Origin of the sequence: Geobacter sulfurreducens PCA (assembly GCF_000007985.2) — a bacterium.
GTDB lineage: Bacteria > Desulfobacterota > Desulfuromonadia > Geobacterales > Geobacteraceae > Geobacter > Geobacter sulfurreducens.
Map to the genome: position 1 here is coordinate 203,395 of NC_002939.5, position 15,339 is coordinate 218,733.

The window sequence follows — 15,339 nt, forward strand, 5'->3', positions numbered from 1 at the left end:
GTTCTCCCGAGACTCCGCTGAAGCCTTGCGGTGTTAAGGTGAACGAAAGGCGGTCAACCGGTCTGTTGCCGTTGTCATTCGGTTTCCCCGCCGGGAGAGGTGCTCTCGATGCTGCCAGGCAGACGATCTTTTTTTGCGAGCTTTCGCTGCTGCTTTTCCTCCATTTTTTTCTTCCGTTCCAACTCTTTCTGCCTTTTCTGAAACTGAAAATTGGGTTTAGCCATTGAATCATCACTCCTGTGCAGGGTTAGCCGGGATTTCCATCAAGGAAACCGATGCTGCCGCGGATTTAATGTCGTGGACCGAAATTTCAGAGACAAAAAAGCCCCGGGGGTACCCGGGGCTTTTTTGTCTGCTGGGGACAAGCGGTTACGCTCTGGTCACGTTTGCAGCCTGGAGGCCTTTCGGCCCCTTGGTGATTTCAAACGTTACTCTATCGCCTTCAGTAAGGGATTTGAATCCGTCACCCGAAATGGCGGAAAAATGACAAAACACGTCTTCACCATTTTCCTGCTCAAGAAAACCAAACCCCTTGCTGTCGTTGAACCATTTTACCGTACCGTTTACCATGTGTGTACTTTCTCCTGATACTTCCTGTTGTTTTTGTCAGGCGTCATGCCGAACTTGTATCGAACCTAACAGTTTTGTTCCAGGTAAGTCAACCTATTTATATTATTTAGAGGGAGCAAATAGGGCTATTTTGAGTAGATTGCCAATACATCATGAAGGGATTTTTCTTTCATTAGCTTGATGTGGCTATTGAAAATTCCTAGTATATTGAGAGTGTTGTAAGTATTTTATGGATAATAAATAGATTGTATATAACATTAATTGATCGATAGAAATATTATTGTATGGTTTTAAACTAAATAGGAGTATTGTTGGATTCTAGGATTTGTTTTCTACGCATTATCAGGTTCCGGAGGTTTTGACAAATCATTCACCTCAATAAAAGAAAGCGGGGTTACTCAAATGACTATTAAAGTCGGTAATATTGTTAGTCACACTGGTGGGCTGGGATGGGGCTCCGGCAAGGTTCTGGAAGTGACGGCTACCTTGGCAATGATCCAGTTCAGTGACGGAAAAAGCCGCAAGATAGCGGCATCGTACTTCTGTACGCTCGAACCCGCTGCCCCGGACTCATATGTTCCTCCACCTGAAGCTGCTGTTGTGGCAAAGCCTTCTCGCCCCCCCCGGATGACCAAAAAAAAGTAAGTATCGCGGAGAGTGCCTCGGCGACATCTTGTGTTAAGACAGGCGGCCCATCAAGGACCGCCTTTGTCATTGTGTGTCGGGTGCCATGGTGTCCCCTCTTTCTTTAGGAACGGAATACAAGCGTGTGCCGGCATTTGTGGCGGTTTGATCCTGCGGCTCGTGCAACGTGGCAAAGATCGGCTGCAACGGCCCCAAGCGGGTGATCCCTTCGCAGGGGGGCTAAGTATGCAGGAGATGCACTCACTGCGCGCCATGGGCCAGCGGCTGTTGCCGGTAGCTGATGCGGTAGATGGCCCCGGCCTTGTCGTCGGAAACGAGCAGGCTGCCGTCGGGCATTACCTGCACATCAACGGGCCGGCCCCAGACCTTGTCGTTGTCAAGCCATCCCTCGGCAAAGGGCTCGTAGGAGACGGCGCGGTTCCCTTCGAGGCGCACCAGGACGACGCGGTAGCCGATCCGTTCGCTCCGGTTCCAGGAGCCGTGTTCGGCGATGAAGATCTGGTTGCGATAGCGTTCGGGGAACATGGTGCCGTTGTAGAAGCGCATGCCCAGGGCTGCCACGTGGGGGCCAAGCTCCATCTCCGGCGCCACGAGTTGGTCGGGCTTGCGCTTTGCGTCGAATTCGGGGTCGGGGATGTCGCGGCCGTGCCGATAGGGAAAACCGAAGTGGAGACCGGACCGGGGCGCCCGGTTGAGCTCGTCCGGCGGCAGGTCGTTCCCCAGCCAGTCGCGGCCGTTGTCCGTGAACCAGAGTTCGCCGGTGCGGGGGTGCCAGTCAAAGCCCACCGTGTTGCGGACTCCGTTGGCGAAGATCTCCAGGCCGGTGCCGTCCGGATTCATTCGCATGATGGTGGCGAAACGGGGGTCCTTTTCCTCGCAGACGTTGCACGGGGCCCCCACCGGCACGTAGAGCCTGCCGTCGGGGCCGAAACGGATGAATTTCCAGCCGTGGTGGGTCCTGTCCGGGAAGGAGTCGTTGACGACGACCGGCGGCGGGGGATTTTTCAGGCGCTCTTCGATGGCGTCGTACCGCAGCACCCGGCTCACCTCTGCAACGTAGAGGGAGCCGTTTCGGAAGGCCACACCGTTGGGCATCTGCAGCCCCTTGGCGATGGTGATTACCTCGTCGGCCACCTGGTCGCTGTTGCGGTCCGCCAGGGCGTAGACCTTGCCCTCCCCACGGCTCCCCACGAACAGGGTCCCCTTGGCGCCGAGGGCCATGGAGCGGGCCCCCGGCACGTTGTCGGCATAAACGGCGATGCTGAATCCGGGGGGGAGCGTGATGGCGGCCGGCAGCGTCCGGGCGGCGTTGCAGCCCGTGGCAGCAGCCAGCAGGAACAGGTGGGCAAGCAGGAATCGAAGGGTTTTGATCGGGTGCATGGAAACCTCCCGCGACAGCTTGTTCGTGTCCCTCAAGTGTACCACGGCGGGACGATGCGCAAGGCTTCGTTGACTGATGCCCCGTCCTTGTTATCCTTCCATAACGACCGGTGTCTTTGTCCGCGGGCCGAGGTCGGTCCCGCGTCTCCACCGGAGAGGGAGGGTCAGCATGTCTGAAGCAACCACCATCCGGGACCGGGCCGCGGGCGCCGTCATGGGCGCCTTCGTGGGCGAGGCCCTGGGCCTGGGGCCCCACTGGTATTACGATCTCGATGAGATGCGCCGGGACTTCGGCCCGTGGATCTCCGACTATACCGACCCCCGGCCGGACCGCTACCATGCAGGACTGAAAGCTGGCCAGCTTTCCCAGGCGGGGTACATCCTGAAACTGCTGCTTCGTTCCCTGGTGGCGTGCGGCGGCTATGACGAGGCGGATTTCTGCCGCCGCCTGGATGAGGAGTTGCTGCCGCTGCTGGACGGGACCCCCGTGTGCGGTCCGGGCGGCTATACCAGCCAGTCCATCCGCGAGTTGTGGCGGCAGCGGGTGGAGCTGAAACTTCCGTGGGGCAGGACCGGCGGCCATGCCGACACCACCGAGGCGGCGGAGCGGACCCTCGCCCTTGCGGTGCGCTACGCATGCGAGCCCGCGCGCCTTGCCGCCGCCGTGGCGGGCAACTGCGTCCTTACCCAGATCGACGACACCGTCGTGTCAATGACCACCGCCTACGGTGCGGTGCTGGGGATGCTGGTGCGGGGGCATCCCCTCGACGCAGACCTGTCGGCCAGGCTCATGGCGCTGGTTGCGCGCGGGGAACTGCCGTTTCACGCAGTCACCACCGGCAACCTGCAGCCGCCCCGCCCCGGTGAGCCGGATCCCCCCCGGGCGGGCAAGTTCGCTTCTCCCGACGCCCTGCTGACCCCGTCCTACATGGCGGCAGCCGCGGCGGACCCCCAGGTCCGGATCGAGCCAGCATGGAAGGTCTCTGTCGTCTACGGCATGCCCTGCGCCATCTACCACATTCTGCCGGCGGTCTACTATCTGGCGGCCCGTTTCCGCGACGATTTCGAGGCCGCGGTCCTCCATGCCGTCAACGGCGGCGGCCAGAACCAGGCCCGGGCCATGCTTGCCGGTGCCCTGGTCGGCGCCCAGGTCGGCCTTTCGCGCATCCCCTGGCGCTTTATCGACAGCCTGGAGGAATCCGCCACCCTGTGCCGGCTGGCCGACGACCTGGCCGCACAGGTTTGTGCCTGAACGAACGGGCAGAGTCCCGTAGCAGCCGCCCCTCGGGGATGAAAGGAGGCAGTCATGTACGGCAAGGACAGAATCTACAAGAAGGTGGAGATCATCGGCGTGTCTGGCGTGAGCATCGAGGGGGCCATCGAGACGGCCCTGGTCAGGGCCCGGAACTCCCTTGACAAGCTCTCTTGGTTCGAGGTGCAGGAAGTCCGCGGTCACATCGGTGCCGATGGCAAGGTGGCTGAATACCAGGTGGTGTTGAAGGTTTCCTTCGAGCTGAAGGACTGACGGAGCTTTCCGGCCGGCGGGCATTCGGGGGGGGCGGAACCCGGGGGAGGGCGGCTGACCGTCCGGGTTCCGCCGGAGATGGGGACTGCCCGGTCAGCGCCCCGGCAGGGTGATGCAGAGGCACTCCCCTTCCGCATAGACCGCATCGCCGCAGAAGAGCCGGCCGTGAACCATGACCTTCCGGCCCTGGGCGGAGACGACGCGGCTTTCCACGGTGACTACCTTCTGGAGGGGGAGCATGGTGCGGAAGCTGATGTTGAGGTTCCCCACTACAATGGGGTAGCCGGCGGCCCATGCGGCAAGGCCCAGTGCTTCGTCCATCACGGCGGAGACCGCCCCGCCGTGGGCGTGGCCCGGCGGGCCTTCGGTCTCGGGGCCGAACCAGATGCGGGCATGGAGATGCTGTTCGCTGTCGCGATAGTAGCGAACCCGGAAGCGGTTGCCGTCGGGCTCTCCGGAAACAAAGCGGAGCGATTCGCCGACCAGCGACGGTGCATCAAAGGGGACCCAGCCGGCATCACCGCTCAGGTCGACAGGCGGGCAGATGCTTTCGGCACCCTGTTGAGGTGATGTTTCTGACACGATTAGTTTCCTCCGTAGCGTACGCATCCCGGCGCGGGATGCGGTGATAATGCAGTGCGGCGATACGGGCGGGCGGGGGGTCAGTTCGCCCCATCCCGATGGACCGCCAGCGGCCCCCACGACTGATAGATCGACATGACCTCCAGGGCGTTGACGTTCACATGGGGCGGGAGTTCCGTCACCCAGGCGACGATGCCCGCGATGTCCTCGGCCGTGAGGGCCTGGGTCCCGGCGTAGACCTGGGCCGCCCGTTCCGCATCGCCCTTGAAGCGGACCATGGAGAACTCGGTTTCGGCCATCCCCGGCGCCAGGCAGGTGACCCGCACCTGCTTCCCCAGCAGATCGGCCCGGAGGTTACGGGAAAACTGCTCCACGAACGCCTTGGTGCCCCCGTAGACGTTGCCGCCGGGATAGGGCCAGGAACCGGCCACCGACCCGATGTTGACGATATGTCCCCGGTTGCGGGCCACCATGCCCGGAAGGAGAAAGCGGGTGCAGTAGATCAGCCCCTTGATGTTGGTGTCGACCATGGCGTCCCAGTCGTCCGGGTTCGTCTCGTGGGCCGGCTCCAGTCCCAGCGCGAGCCCCGCGTTGTTGACGAGGATGTCGATTTGGCTGAAAGCGTCGGGCAGCCCCTCAATCGCATCCTGCACCGCCTTGCGCCGCCGCACGTCAAGGGTGACGGCGTGCACCTCCGTCCGCGGCGCCAATTCGTCCCTGAGCGCCAGGAGCGGTTCCTCCCGGCGGGCCGCCAGAACCAGCCGGTCTCCCCTGTCGGCGAAGAGCCGGGCGCATGCCGCGCCGAACCCCGCCGACGCCCCGGTGATGAATACCGTTCTGCTCATGTGATCCTCCCCTGAGGTTGCAGTGATGCCAGAGACTATGCACCGTATTTTCGCGGTGCGCAAGCCACTGATGAATATTCCCGGCGTTTCGGGCCAGGCAGGCACAACTCCGGAGATGTCAATTGCCGTCTGCGTGCCCTCGGAATTCCAGCATCTCCCTCACTCTCTTTCGGAGGACTCACTTGAAAAGAATCCTGCTGCTCAGCATGGTGATGCTAGCCCTGGCCGGCTGCATCTCCGGAAAGGATTGGCGCACCGCCAGTCGTGAGCCTGCGGGCATCGCGCCGGACCCGGCGGTGACGAAGGAAGCGGTGCTCCAGGTGTACGGCGCCCGGGCGTGGGGCTGGCGAGGATGGTTTGCGATCCACACATGGATCGCCGCTAAGGGTACCGGTGAGCCTGGGTACACCGTGTACGAGGTGGTGGGGTGGCGATTGCATCGGGGGCAGCCGGTGGTGCGCATCGAAAAGGACCTGCCCGACCGCTTCTGGTTCGGTGAAAAACCCCGGCTGCTCAAAGAGCATCGGGGCGCAGGGGTTGATGAACTGATCGACGCGGTGGACCGGGCGGCCCGCTCCTATCCGTGGGCCGGTACCTACCAGGCTTTCCCGGGACCCAACAGTAATACGTTCACGGCCTGGATTTCCCGGCAGGTACCCCAACTCGACCTGGACCTCCCCTTTTCCGCACTCGGCAGCGGCTACGGCGACTGAGCGCGGGGCCCAGGATGGCGGCGCCCCCTTGCCCCCAACCGTGATACAATAATTATATGGAAGGGGGTGCATGGTCATGTTGGACACACGCAAAACAACAACCGGCAGTCCGTCCACGGAGAGATGCGACATCAAGACGTGGAGCGGAGCATGCGGACATGATTCCTACACGGCCATCGGTGACAAATACCGGTGTGATCTGTGCGGGACCATTGCCGACCTGAGCCATGAAGTGAAGCACGATACGTTCCCCTACACGAGCGGCGACTACGACAACCTGAGTTAGGGGGAGAAAGGCAGGAACTTCTGCCGATGCGCATGAAGGTTGCGTGAAAACGGCGATGCGTGGTCACGGAAGGCTTCGGAGGAATCCGGGGCATTTTTTTTGTCCACCAGCGGAGGATAGGCTGAGCTCTCCAGCGGAGTTTTTTGCCTTATTTTAACTGTTTGTTGCGGCACCCCTGCTGAGCGTTATACTTTTCTCCGGATCTCTGCGGAGACTCGGGGAAAAGGAGGCGCGTCATGATTGTTTTTCTGGTGAACGGAAAAGAGCAGCGAGTGGACGTGAGCCCGGACACACCTCTCTTGTGGGTGCTGCGCGATAAGCTGGGGCTTACGGGAACCAAGTACGGATGCGGCGAGGGGCTCTGCGGAGCCTGCACAGTCCACATCGACGGTCGCCCCGAGCGCTCCTGCATCACCCCGGTCGGTGACGTGCAGGGGAAAAAGGTAGTCACCATCGAAGGCATCCCGGAGAACCATCCGGTCAAGAAGTCCTGGCTGGCCCAGGATGTGTCCCAGTGCGGCTATTGCCAGCCGGGCCAGATCATGTCCGCCGTGGCCCTGTTGGCCAGCAAGCCCAGCCCCACCGACGCCGACATCGACAGCGCCATGAGCGGCAATCTCTGCCGCTGCGGAACCTACGGCCGCATCCGCCGTGCAATTCATGCCGCCGGCGGCAGAAGGGCCCGGAAGGGAGGGAGCCGGTCATGAGCAATGACAATGGAGTGAGTCGCCGACAGTTCATGAAGACCAGTGCCCTGGCTGCCGGCGGGCTGCTGCTGGCCTGCCATCTCCCCCTGGGGCGACGAGATGCCGCTGCTGCAACGGCGGAGGCATTCACGCCCAACGCCTTTCTGCATATCGGCACTGACGAACGCGTAACCGTCATTGTCAACAAGTCTGAAATGGGGCAGGGTGTCTACACTTCGCTCCCCATGCTGGTGGCCGAGGAACTTTGCTGCGACTGGAAGCGGGTGACCTTCAGGCCCTCGCCGGTGGCGCCGGAATACAACCACACCCAGTTCGGGCCGATCATGGTCACCGGCGGCAGCACCAGCGTCCGCTCCGAGTGGTCCCGGCTTTCTCTTGCCGGCGCGGCGGCGCGCGAGATGCTGATCGCGGCGGCGGCGCAGGAATGGCGAGTGGAGCCGGCTGCCTGCCGGGCCGAGAAGGGGTTCGTGCTCGGTCCCGGGGGCCGGAAGCTCAGCTTCGGCACCCTGGCCCCCAAGGCAGCCTCCCTGCCCGTACCCAAGGAGCCGAAACTGAAACCGGGCGCCAAGACCCTTCTCGGGAAGCCGCTCAAACGTCTGGACAGTCCGGCCAAGATCAAGGGTACGGCCGTATTCGGCATCGATGTCCGGGCTCCCGGCATGCTGACCGCCCTCATAGCCCGGCCGCCGGTCTTTGGCGGCACGGTGAAAGGCTTCGATGCTGCCAAGGCTAAGGCGGTGCCGGGCGTTCTGGACGTGGTGGCGGTGGATGCGGGGGTCGCGGTGGTGGCCGACGGCTTCTGGCCGGCACTGAAGGGACGGGAGGCTCTGGCGATTTCCTGGGACGAAGGGGACGGGGCGCGGGTCTCGACGGACGCCATGAGAGAGGAGTATGCCCGCCTGGCAGCCACCCCGGGCGCCGTGGCCCGGAAGGACGGCGACGCCCCGGCCGAGTTGGCGAAAGCCGCCCGGCGGTTCGAGGCTGAGTACGAGGTTCCCTACCTGGCCCATGCCACCATGGAGCCCCTGAACTGTTTCGTGGATTTACAGAGCGACAGCTGCCTCATCCGTACCGGCAGCCAGTTTCAGACCGGCGACCGCAATGCCGCGGCCCGGGTGGCCGGACTCAAGCCCGAGCAGGTCACTCTGGAGACCACTTTTCTGGGGGGCGGCTTTGGCCGCCGGGCCTGCCCGGCATCTGATTTCGTGATCGAGGCGGTACAGGTGGCCAAGACCGTCGGCAAACCGGTCATGGTGATCCGCACCCGGGAGGACGACATGCGGGCCGGCTTCTACCGCCCCCTGTGGCGCGACCGCGTGGCAGCCTGTCTGGACGGGAGGGGGTATCCGCTGGCCTGGCATCACTGCATCGTAGGGCAGTCGATCATGATCGGGACCCCCTTCGAGGCGATGATCAGGAACGGCATTGACGATACGTCTGTGGAGGGGGCCGCCGACACCCCCTACGCCATCCCCAATCTCCAGGTGGAGCTGCATAGCCCCAGGAATCCCGTGCCGGTGCTCTGGTGGCGGTCGGTGGGACATTCTCACACCGCCTTTGTGGTAGAGAGCTTCCTGGACGAACTTGCCCACGCGGCCGGCAAGGATCCTTACCAGTACCGCCGTGCCCTGCTGGCGAAGCATCCGCGTCACCTGAAGGTCCTGGAAACCGCCGCCCGGAAGGCCGGCTGGGGAAAGCCACTGCCCAAAGGCCGTGGGCGGGGCATTGCCGTGCACGAGTCCTTCGGCAGCTTCATTGCCCAGGTGGCCGAAGTCTCACTGTCCGGCGACGGACGGATCAGGGTCCACCGGGTAGTCTGCGCAGTGGATTGCGGTCGCATCGTCAATCCTGACACCATCGAGGCCCAGATGGAGTCGGGGATCACCTTCGGCCTTTCCGCTGCCCTGCACGGGGCCATAACCCTCAGGAACGGCAGGGTCGAGCAGGGGAACTTCGACGACTATCCCCTGGTTCGCATGGCGGAGATGCCCACGGTAGAGGTGCACATCGTCCTGAGCGGGGAGGACCCGGGCGGCATCGGGGAACCGGGGGTGCCGCCGATCGCGCCGGCGGTGGCCAATGCCCTGTTCGCGGCCAGCGGCATCCGGGTAAGATCGCTGCCGCTGACACCGGAAACCGTCAAGCGGGCCGGCGGCCGGGCCGCCTGAGGGGCTGAACTCATCGAATCGAAAAGGACATATCAGTGACCGATCTGGAACTGTACGAGGAAATGGCGCGGCTCGCCCGGCTGGGCGAGCCTTTTGCGCTGGCAACGGTGGTGGCGAGCTCGGGCTCGTCACCCCGCAAGGCAGGCGCCAAGATGCTCATTCGGGGTGACGGCAGCGCCCTGGGCACCGTCGGCGGCGGGCATGTCGAGCAGGACACCCTGGCGGCGGCCCGAGCGTCCCTGGCGGAGGGGGCACCCCGCACCCTGGAGTTCGTTCTGACCGAAGAGCACGGCTACGCCTGCGGCGGCAGCATGTCGGTCTTTATAGAGCCCCAAGGGCGTCGGCCGCTGCTGGTCATGTTCGGTGCCGGTCACGTGGGGCGGGCTGTTACGGCCCTTGCCCACGGCTGCGGCTTTCGGGTGATCGTGGTTGACGAGCGCCCCGAATACGCCGTTCCGGCACTACTGCCGGGGGCCGATGAGATCGTCTGCGTCCCGGTCGGTGCGGCGTTCGCGCGGCTGACGCTGGATCGGGAGAGTTTCGCGGTCATTGCCACGCCGGGACATGTTCATGACTTCGATGCCGTGCGGGGGTGTCTTGCCACGGAAGTCGGATTCATCGGACTGCTCGGCAGTCGCCGCAAACGGGAGGCACTCATGAAAACCCTGACGGAGGAGGGGTACGAGGCGGGACGCCAGGCCCGGGTGGTGACGCCGGTGGGCCTCGACATCGGTGCCCAGACCCCGGAGGAGATCGCGGTCAGTATCGTGGGACAGCTGGTGAAGCTCAGGAGGCAGGCATGAGGGGCTCCGTAGCGGCACTGCTGCTTGCTGCCGGCCGCTCCATCCGCATGGGGCGGTGCAAGCAGCTCCTGCCCCTGGGGAACACCACGGTGCTGGGGCGCTGCCTCGACACCCTGAGAAGGGGCGGTGTCGGAGAGATTGCGGTGGTCGTCTCGGCTGATGGGGAGCAGGTGGCCCGGGCCGCAGCCGGCCATGGCGTGCGAGTAGTGGTCAACCCGGACCGCGAAGGGGACATGGCATCGTCGGTCCGGGCGGGACGTGACGCCTTCGGGAGTGCCGTGGGCGGAGTTATCGTCTCCCTCTGCGACCAGCCCCTGGTGGCGGCGGGGACCGTTGCCCGCCTTCGGGATCGCCACGCAACGGAGCCCGGCCGGATCATCATTCCTACCCACGGCGGCCGACGGGGGCATCCGCTTCTCTTCCCCCTGCCTGTGCTGGCCGAACTGGAGGACGGACTGACCCTCCGGGACCTGGTGGTGTGCGATCCGGCCCGGGTATGCTGCGTGGCGGTGGCTGATCCGGGAATCCTGATCGACATGGACACGCCGGAGGATTACCGCCACGTCTGTCGTCTGATGGCGCCCCAGGAGGGCCTGTCGCTCCGGTAAAAAAAGCTTGCCAATAATAGAGCAATTGCACTAAATAGAGTAAATACTCTAGGAGGTGCAGGCCATGAAGATTCTCCTCATCCAGCCCCCAAGTCACTATCCCCTGATGGATCAGGTCTACCTGTTCGAGCCTCTTGCCCTGGAATACCTTGGAGCCGGGGCCAGGCTCGAAGGCCACGAGGTGTACCTCCTCGACGCGCGGCTGGAGTCGGACATTTCCCGGGTACTCGGCGAGTTCCGCCCCGATGTGGTGGGAGTGACGGCCTTCACGAGCCAGGTCACCATTGCGCACCGGATTGCGAAGGAGGTCCGCGAACTGCTGCCGGACTCCTTTCTCGTGGTGGGCGGGCACCATGCCACGGTGCGGCCGGCGGACTTCAACGAAAGCGCCTTTGATGCCGTAGTGATCGGCGAGGGGGTGGCCGCCCTGCGCGAACTCCTCGCCGCCCGGGAGAGGGGCGCTCCCCTGAAGGACATTGCCGGGCTCGGCGTCCCGTCACCGGCAGGGATGCTGTTCACGCCGCCCCGTCCCTACACCCCCCTTGACGAACTTCCCCTTCCGGCACGGGATCTGACGGCCCGCTACCGCGCCGGCTATTTCAGTGAGTGGTTCACCCCCCTTGCCTCAATCAGGACTTCTCTCGGATGTACGGCCCGCTGCACCTTTTGCGCCCTCTGGTCCATCACCGGCGGCGCCTACCTGCGGCGGGACCCGGACCGCGTAGTGGAGGAGCTGAAGGGGATCGCCGAGCCGAATGTCTTTTTCTGCGACGACGAGTCCATGTGCGACACGAAGCGGATGGCGCTTCTGGCCGACAGGATCAGGGCCGCCGGCATCAGGAAGAACTACTTTCTCTATGCCCGCGTCGATACCATTGTGCGGCATCCGGAACTCTTCCGCGCCTGGGCCGACATCGGACTGAAGCAGGTGTTCGTAGGCATGGAGGATTTCTCGGACGCGCGGCTGGCGGCCATGAAGAAAGGTGTCACCACCGATCAGCAGGCGAGGGCGGCAACGATTCTCAGGGATCTCGGGGTGATGATGTACGCCTCGTTCATGGTTGACCCGGACTACTCCCGCGACGACTTCCGCGCCCTGGTCGCCTATGTCAGGAAGCTCCGGCTCACCTACGCCACCTTCACGGTCATGACGCCACTGCCGGGAACCGAGCTCCATGCCGCGCGGGAGGCCGAACTCCTCTCCACCAAACCGGAGTTGTATGACATGCTCCACGCCCTGCTGCCGACCCGGCTGCCGCTCCCCGAGTTTTACGAGGAAATGGCGGGCCTCTACGGGAAGGCCGTGCCGATTCACCGCTCGCTGCCGACGCTCCTGAAGTTCGGGCTCCACGGCCTGTTGCTGCGCATGCGCCTGTTCGGAACATTTCTCGCCCGGCTGCGTGCCGCCCATCTTGATTACTGAGCGGAACCGACGTATGCTCCTTCCATGACTACCAGGGAACGGATCATCGAGACTGCCATCACCCTGTTCAACGAGAAGGGGACCAAGGCGGTCACCACCAATCACATCGCAGCGGCCATGGAGATCAGCCCCGGCAATCTCTATTACCATTTCCGCAACAAGGAGGAGATCATCCGGGCGATCTTCGATCAGATGGACGCGGTGGGCTTCGAGGATTACGAGCAGATTATCGCCGAGCATCCGGCCGGCTCCCTGGCGGCCATGGAAGAGACCTTCCTGATGATCCAGCGCTTCAACTGGCGCTACCGCTTCTTCAAGCGGGAACTGACCTCTCTCATCCTCAGCGACCCGCTTCTGCGCGAAAAGCATCTCAGGGTCCATCAAGCCATGCTCCGGCTCGTCCGTCACTCTATCAAAAGCAGCATCGCCCAGGGAGTGCTCAGGCCCATGGAGGAGGACGAACTGGGGCTCTTCGCGGAAGAGATCTGGCTGCTGACCCTGTTCTGGCTGAATTACCTCGAGGTCGGCGGAGAAGACGTTACCGAGTCGACCCTGCGCCGCGGCAACGAACTGGTGCGACGCACGGTCTGCTGCCGCCTGACGGAAGAGGGGGCGCGCATGCTTGGCCGCTCCGGCCCGGCCGCTCCATGAACCCCGCTCTGGTTGCATTGGGCCTGACCCTGTTTGCCGGTATGGCCACCGGCATCGGCAGTGCCATTGCCTTTTTCGCCAGGCGGACGAACTTCCGGTTTCTTTCGGTGGCTACCGGCTTTTCGGCCGGCGTCATGGTGTATGTCTCCTTCGTGGAAATTCTGCCCAAGGGGCTCGACTCCCTGGTGCGGTCCTGCGGCGAGTCCTGGGGGCACTGGCTGAACGCCGCTTCGTTCTTCGGGGGTATGCTCTGCATCGGCCTCATCGATGCCGTGATTCCCGCAGCGAAAAACCCCCACGAGATCCACGCCGACCATGAGATAGCCCCCCTCCACGACCGCTCCGCCCCCTTGCCCGACTTCGGCTCCCTTGCCGCCGATCCCCGCTGCGCACCGACCGGCACCCACGATCACCGGCCGCCGCAGCGACACCTGCTGCGGATGGGCCTGTTCACCGCCCTTGCCATTACGATCCACAACTTCCCCGAAGGGATGGCCACATTCCTGGCTGCCCTGGAGAGTCCGCGTGTCGGGGCCGCCATTGCCGTGGCCATTGCGCTCCACAACATCCCCGAGGGGGTCAGCGTCTCCGTGCCGATTTTCTACGCGACCGGCAATCGCCGAAAGGCATTTGCCCTTTCTTTGCTGAGCGGCATGGCCGAGCCCGTCGGTGCCGCCATCGGCTACCTGGCTCTCCTGCTGTTTTCGGGAGGGGCGTCCGGCGCCATTCCCGACCAAGTGACGGGAGCGCTCTTCGGCGGGGTCGCGGGCATCATGGTCTACATCAGCCTGGATGAACTGCTGCCGGCCAGTCGGGCTTACGGCAAGGGACACGACAGCCTGCTGGGGCTCGTGGGGGGTATGGCGGTCATGGCGCTGAGCCTGCTGCTGATGAAGTAAGGGGGCGGCACAACGGCCAAAGACGCTTCACTGATGCCTCAGCGCACACGTTGTTCCGCCGGTTCCGGCGCGACCGAAAAAAAATTGTGATGTTCCGGGTTTTTTTCTTGTTTTCCTGAAACTGAACCTGCTATTGTTTGTATGTCCGCGCGATGCGGAACACATCAAAAAAGTAAGTATGGAGAAAGCAAGTACATGGTAAACGGAACAGTGAAGTGGTTCAATGACAGCAAGGGCTTTGGTTTTCTTGAGCAGGAGAATGGCGAGGACGTATTCGTGCATTTCTCCGCCATCAACGGCAACGGCTTCAAGTCCCTTGCTGAAGGCGATAGGGTAACCTTCGAAGTGACCAAGGGCCCCAAGGGGCTTCAGGCCGCTAACGTGACGCGGATATAGATTGACCGCACTGCAGTGAGAAAGGCCCCGGAGATATCCGGGGCCTTTTTTTGTGTCCGATGCGAACGGGCTGATTCCTCCCCATGGTTTACGAAAAAGCGCTTGCCCCCCGCACGAGGCAAATGATATAAAAAGGACCTTAAATATCCTGTTTGATGGAGGGGGTCATTCATGTCTCGCCTGCCCGGAAAAAGAATCGTTGCGTTGTTTCTCGTGCTTGGTGCGTTGTTGTGTGCCGGGATACCGGCCTGGGGGGCCGCGCCGCTGGTGATGGTGGATCAGGGCCACGGCCAGTGTTTCGTCATTGAGCAGGAAGGGGAGCTGCAGTTGTCCCGCTTCGGCGCCATTTTGGGCGAGGAGGGGCTCCGGGTTGCAGCCAGCCGGGAACGGCTGACCGACGAGTCGCTCCGGCAGGCGACAGGCCTCGTGATTTCCGGCCCCTTTGCCCCTCTGGCCCCGGCCGAGGTGGATGCGGTGATCCGCTTCATTGAGCGCGGGGGAAGGGTCGCGCTGATGCTGCACATCGGCCCTCCGGTGGGCGCTCTCATGCAGAGGGTGGGAATTGCCTTTTCCAATGGCGTCCTTCATGAGCAGATCAACCTGGTGGGAACTGACGATATCAGCTTCCAGGTGCGCGATCTGACGGCACACCCCCTCTTTGCCGGTATTGATCACTTCAGCCTCTACGGCGGCTGGGCCCTCAACGGCCAGGCTCCGCTCGCCCGGACGAGCGCCGAAACCTGGGTGGATCTGAATGGCGACCAACAGCTTACCGAGCGCGACGCCATGGATCGCTTCACGGTTGTGGCGGAGGGGAATGTCGGGGCCGGGCGCATTCTGGTCTTCGGTGATGATGCCATTTTCCAGAACCGGTACCTGGATGAGGCGAACTCGCGTCTTGCGAGAAATCTCGCCCAATGGCTGGGGGGCGGTAAACTCTCCGGCGGGAAGGTTCGAGGCCGGGACATGTGATCTGTACATCTCCCATTCCCTGAGCCCTTCCGGGTCGGTTGCCTTCATCTGGGGCGTCGGCGCGAAAAAGGACGGCATCTGTCGTGGCTCGACGAGGTTGCGGCCGCCGGGGGGGGGGGTTCCGCGGCCAAGCAGGGTGGACGGAGCCGGGTCACGGCCATGACTC

Annotated in this window: 18 protein-coding genes; 13 read left to right on the forward strand and 5 right to left on the reverse strand. The window is 63.2% G+C overall.

Going from position 1 to position 15,339, the window contains the following annotated elements; translation table 11 throughout:
- Positions 1-74: 74 nt before the first annotated feature.
- The 3 genes from GS_RS17375 to GS_RS00980 all read right to left on the reverse strand — a co-directional run bounded on the left by GS_RS17375 (position 75) and on the right by GS_RS00980 (position 2,595).
- On the reverse strand, positions 75-224 hold the full coding sequence (locus GS_RS17375) for a hypothetical protein (protein ID WP_010940865.1): 150 nt from the start codon (positions 222-224) through the stop codon (positions 75-77).
- A gap of 145 nt (positions 225-369) precedes the next feature.
- Entirely contained in the window at positions 370-570 is a 201-nt protein-coding gene (locus GS_RS00970) for a cold-shock protein (RefSeq protein WP_010940866.1), read from the reverse strand.
- Between the two features lie 885 nt (positions 571-1,455).
- Positions 1,456-2,595, reverse strand: coding sequence for a PQQ-dependent sugar dehydrogenase (locus GS_RS00980; RefSeq protein WP_010940868.1), 1,140 nt, complete (start codon positions 2,593-2,595; stop codon positions 1,456-1,458).
- A 169-nt stretch (positions 2,596-2,764) separates the two neighbouring features.
- Here GS_RS00980 and GS_RS00985 point away from each other — a divergent pair, with 169 nt between their 5' ends.
- On the forward strand, positions 2,765-3,847 hold the full coding sequence (locus GS_RS00985; RefSeq protein ID WP_010940869.1) for an ADP-ribosylglycohydrolase family protein: 1,083 nt from the start codon (positions 2,765-2,767) through the stop codon (positions 3,845-3,847).
- Between the two features lie 54 nt (positions 3,848-3,901).
- Positions 3,902-4,120, forward strand: coding sequence for a dodecin (locus GS_RS00990; protein WP_010940870.1), 219 nt, complete (start codon positions 3,902-3,904; stop codon positions 4,118-4,120).
- A 93-nt stretch (positions 4,121-4,213) separates the two neighbouring features.
- Here GS_RS00990 and GS_RS00995 read toward each other — a convergent pair whose 3' ends face one another.
- Positions 4,214-4,702, reverse strand: a complete 489-nt coding sequence (locus tag GS_RS00995; RefSeq protein WP_010940871.1) for a PaaI family thioesterase — start codon at positions 4,700-4,702, stop codon at positions 4,214-4,216.
- 80 nt (positions 4,703-4,782) lie between these two features.
- Complete coding sequence (locus GS_RS01000; RefSeq protein ID WP_010940872.1) at positions 4,783-5,547, reverse strand: SDR family oxidoreductase; 765 nt, start codon at positions 5,545-5,547, stop codon at positions 4,783-4,785.
- A gap of 206 nt (positions 5,548-5,753) precedes the next feature.
- Between GS_RS01000 and GS_RS01005 the strand changes: the two genes are divergently transcribed.
- The 11 genes from GS_RS01005 (at position 5,754) to GS_RS01055 (ending at position 15,173) form a co-directional block, all read left to right on the forward strand.
- Positions 5,754-6,260 (forward strand): DUF3750 domain-containing protein, encoded by a 507-nt coding sequence (locus tag GS_RS01005; protein ID WP_161598794.1) that lies wholly within the window; start codon positions 5,754-5,756, stop codon positions 6,258-6,260.
- A gap of 76 nt (positions 6,261-6,336) precedes the next feature.
- The gene (locus tag GS_RS01010; protein WP_010940874.1) at positions 6,337-6,546 is read left to right on the forward strand and encodes a hypothetical protein; all 210 of its coding nucleotides are present in this window, start codon (positions 6,337-6,339) and stop codon (positions 6,544-6,546) included.
- Positions 6,547-6,782: 236 nt separating this feature from the next.
- A complete protein-coding gene (locus GS_RS01015; RefSeq protein ID WP_010940875.1) occupies positions 6,783-7,253 on the forward strand; it encodes a (2Fe-2S)-binding protein in 471 nt (156 codons plus the stop codon).
- Complete coding sequence (locus GS_RS01020; RefSeq protein WP_010940876.1) at positions 7,250-9,421, forward strand: xanthine dehydrogenase family protein molybdopterin-binding subunit; 2,172 nt, start codon at positions 7,250-7,252, stop codon at positions 9,419-9,421. The genes GS_RS01015 and GS_RS01020 overlap by 4 nt, the downstream gene beginning before the upstream one ends.
- Before the next feature lie 35 nt (positions 9,422-9,456).
- Complete coding sequence (locus GS_RS01025; protein WP_010940877.1) at positions 9,457-10,224, forward strand: XdhC family protein; 768 nt, start codon at positions 9,457-9,459, stop codon at positions 10,222-10,224.
- Entirely contained in the window at positions 10,221-10,832 is a 612-nt protein-coding gene (locus GS_RS01030) for a nucleotidyltransferase family protein (protein WP_010940878.1), read from the forward strand. The genes GS_RS01025 and GS_RS01030 overlap by 4 nt, the downstream gene beginning before the upstream one ends.
- 64 nt (positions 10,833-10,896) lie before the next feature.
- Complete coding sequence (locus tag GS_RS01035) at positions 10,897-12,255, forward strand: B12-binding domain-containing radical SAM protein (protein ID WP_010940879.1); 1,359 nt, start codon at positions 10,897-10,899, stop codon at positions 12,253-12,255.
- A gap of 24 nt (positions 12,256-12,279) precedes the next feature.
- Positions 12,280-12,906 carry a TetR/AcrR family transcriptional regulator gene (locus GS_RS01040; RefSeq protein ID WP_010940880.1) on the forward strand — a complete coding sequence of 209 codons (627 nt, stop codon included), beginning with the start codon at positions 12,280-12,282 and terminating at the stop codon, positions 12,904-12,906.
- A complete protein-coding gene (gene zupT / locus GS_RS01045) occupies positions 12,903-13,805 on the forward strand; it encodes a zinc transporter ZupT (RefSeq protein WP_010940881.1) in 903 nt (300 codons plus the stop codon). Before GS_RS01040 ends, zupT begins: the two co-directional genes overlap by 4 nt.
- Before the next feature lie 195 nt (positions 13,806-14,000).
- The gene (locus GS_RS01050) at positions 14,001-14,201 is read left to right on the forward strand and encodes a cold-shock protein (protein WP_010940882.1); all 201 of its coding nucleotides are present in this window, start codon (positions 14,001-14,003) and stop codon (positions 14,199-14,201) included.
- 171 nt (positions 14,202-14,372) lie between these two features.
- Entirely contained in the window at positions 14,373-15,173 is an 801-nt protein-coding gene (locus tag GS_RS01055; RefSeq protein ID WP_010940883.1) for a DUF4350 domain-containing protein, read from the forward strand.
- Positions 15,174-15,339: the final 166 nt, after the last annotated feature.

Coding starts and splice junctions, on each gene's coding strand:
- GS_RS01000 (WP_010940872.1), bottom strand. CDS start 5,547: ATGAGCAGAACGGTATTCATCACCGGGGCGTCGGCGGGGTTCGGCGCG.
- GS_RS01010 (WP_010940874.1), top strand. CDS start 6,337: ATGTTGGACACACGCAAAACAACAACCGGCAGTCCGTCCACGGAGAGA.
- GS_RS00980 (WP_010940868.1), bottom strand. CDS start 2,595: ATGCACCCGATCAAAACCCTTCGATTCCTGCTTGCCCACCTGTTCCTG.
- GS_RS00970 (WP_010940866.1), bottom strand. CDS start 570: ATGGTAAACGGTACGGTAAAATGGTTCAACGACAGCAAGGGGTTTGGT.
- GS_RS01030 (WP_010940878.1), top strand. CDS start 10,221: ATGAGGGGCTCCGTAGCGGCACTGCTGCTTGCTGCCGGCCGCTCCATC.
- GS_RS01005 (WP_161598794.1), top strand. CDS start 5,754: ATGGTGATGCTAGCCCTGGCCGGCTGCATCTCCGGAAAGGATTGGCGC.
- zupT (WP_010940881.1), top strand. CDS start 12,903: ATGAACCCCGCTCTGGTTGCATTGGGCCTGACCCTGTTTGCCGGTATG.
- GS_RS00990 (WP_010940870.1), top strand. CDS start 3,902: ATGTACGGCAAGGACAGAATCTACAAGAAGGTGGAGATCATCGGCGTG.
- GS_RS01015 (WP_010940875.1), top strand. CDS start 6,783: ATGATTGTTTTTCTGGTGAACGGAAAAGAGCAGCGAGTGGACGTGAGC.
- GS_RS00985 (WP_010940869.1), top strand. CDS start 2,765: ATGTCTGAAGCAACCACCATCCGGGACCGGGCCGCGGGCGCCGTCATG.
- GS_RS01020 (WP_010940876.1), top strand. CDS start 7,250: ATGAGCAATGACAATGGAGTGAGTCGCCGACAGTTCATGAAGACCAGT.
- GS_RS17375 (WP_010940865.1), bottom strand. CDS start 224: ATGGCTAAACCCAATTTTCAGTTTCAGAAAAGGCAGAAAGAGTTGGAA.
- GS_RS01055 (WP_010940883.1), top strand. CDS start 14,373: ATGTCTCGCCTGCCCGGAAAAAGAATCGTTGCGTTGTTTCTCGTGCTT.
- GS_RS01035 (WP_010940879.1), top strand. CDS start 10,897: ATGAAGATTCTCCTCATCCAGCCCCCAAGTCACTATCCCCTGATGGAT.
- GS_RS01050 (WP_010940882.1), top strand. CDS start 14,001: ATGGTAAACGGAACAGTGAAGTGGTTCAATGACAGCAAGGGCTTTGGT.
- GS_RS01040 (WP_010940880.1), top strand. CDS start 12,280: ATGACTACCAGGGAACGGATCATCGAGACTGCCATCACCCTGTTCAAC.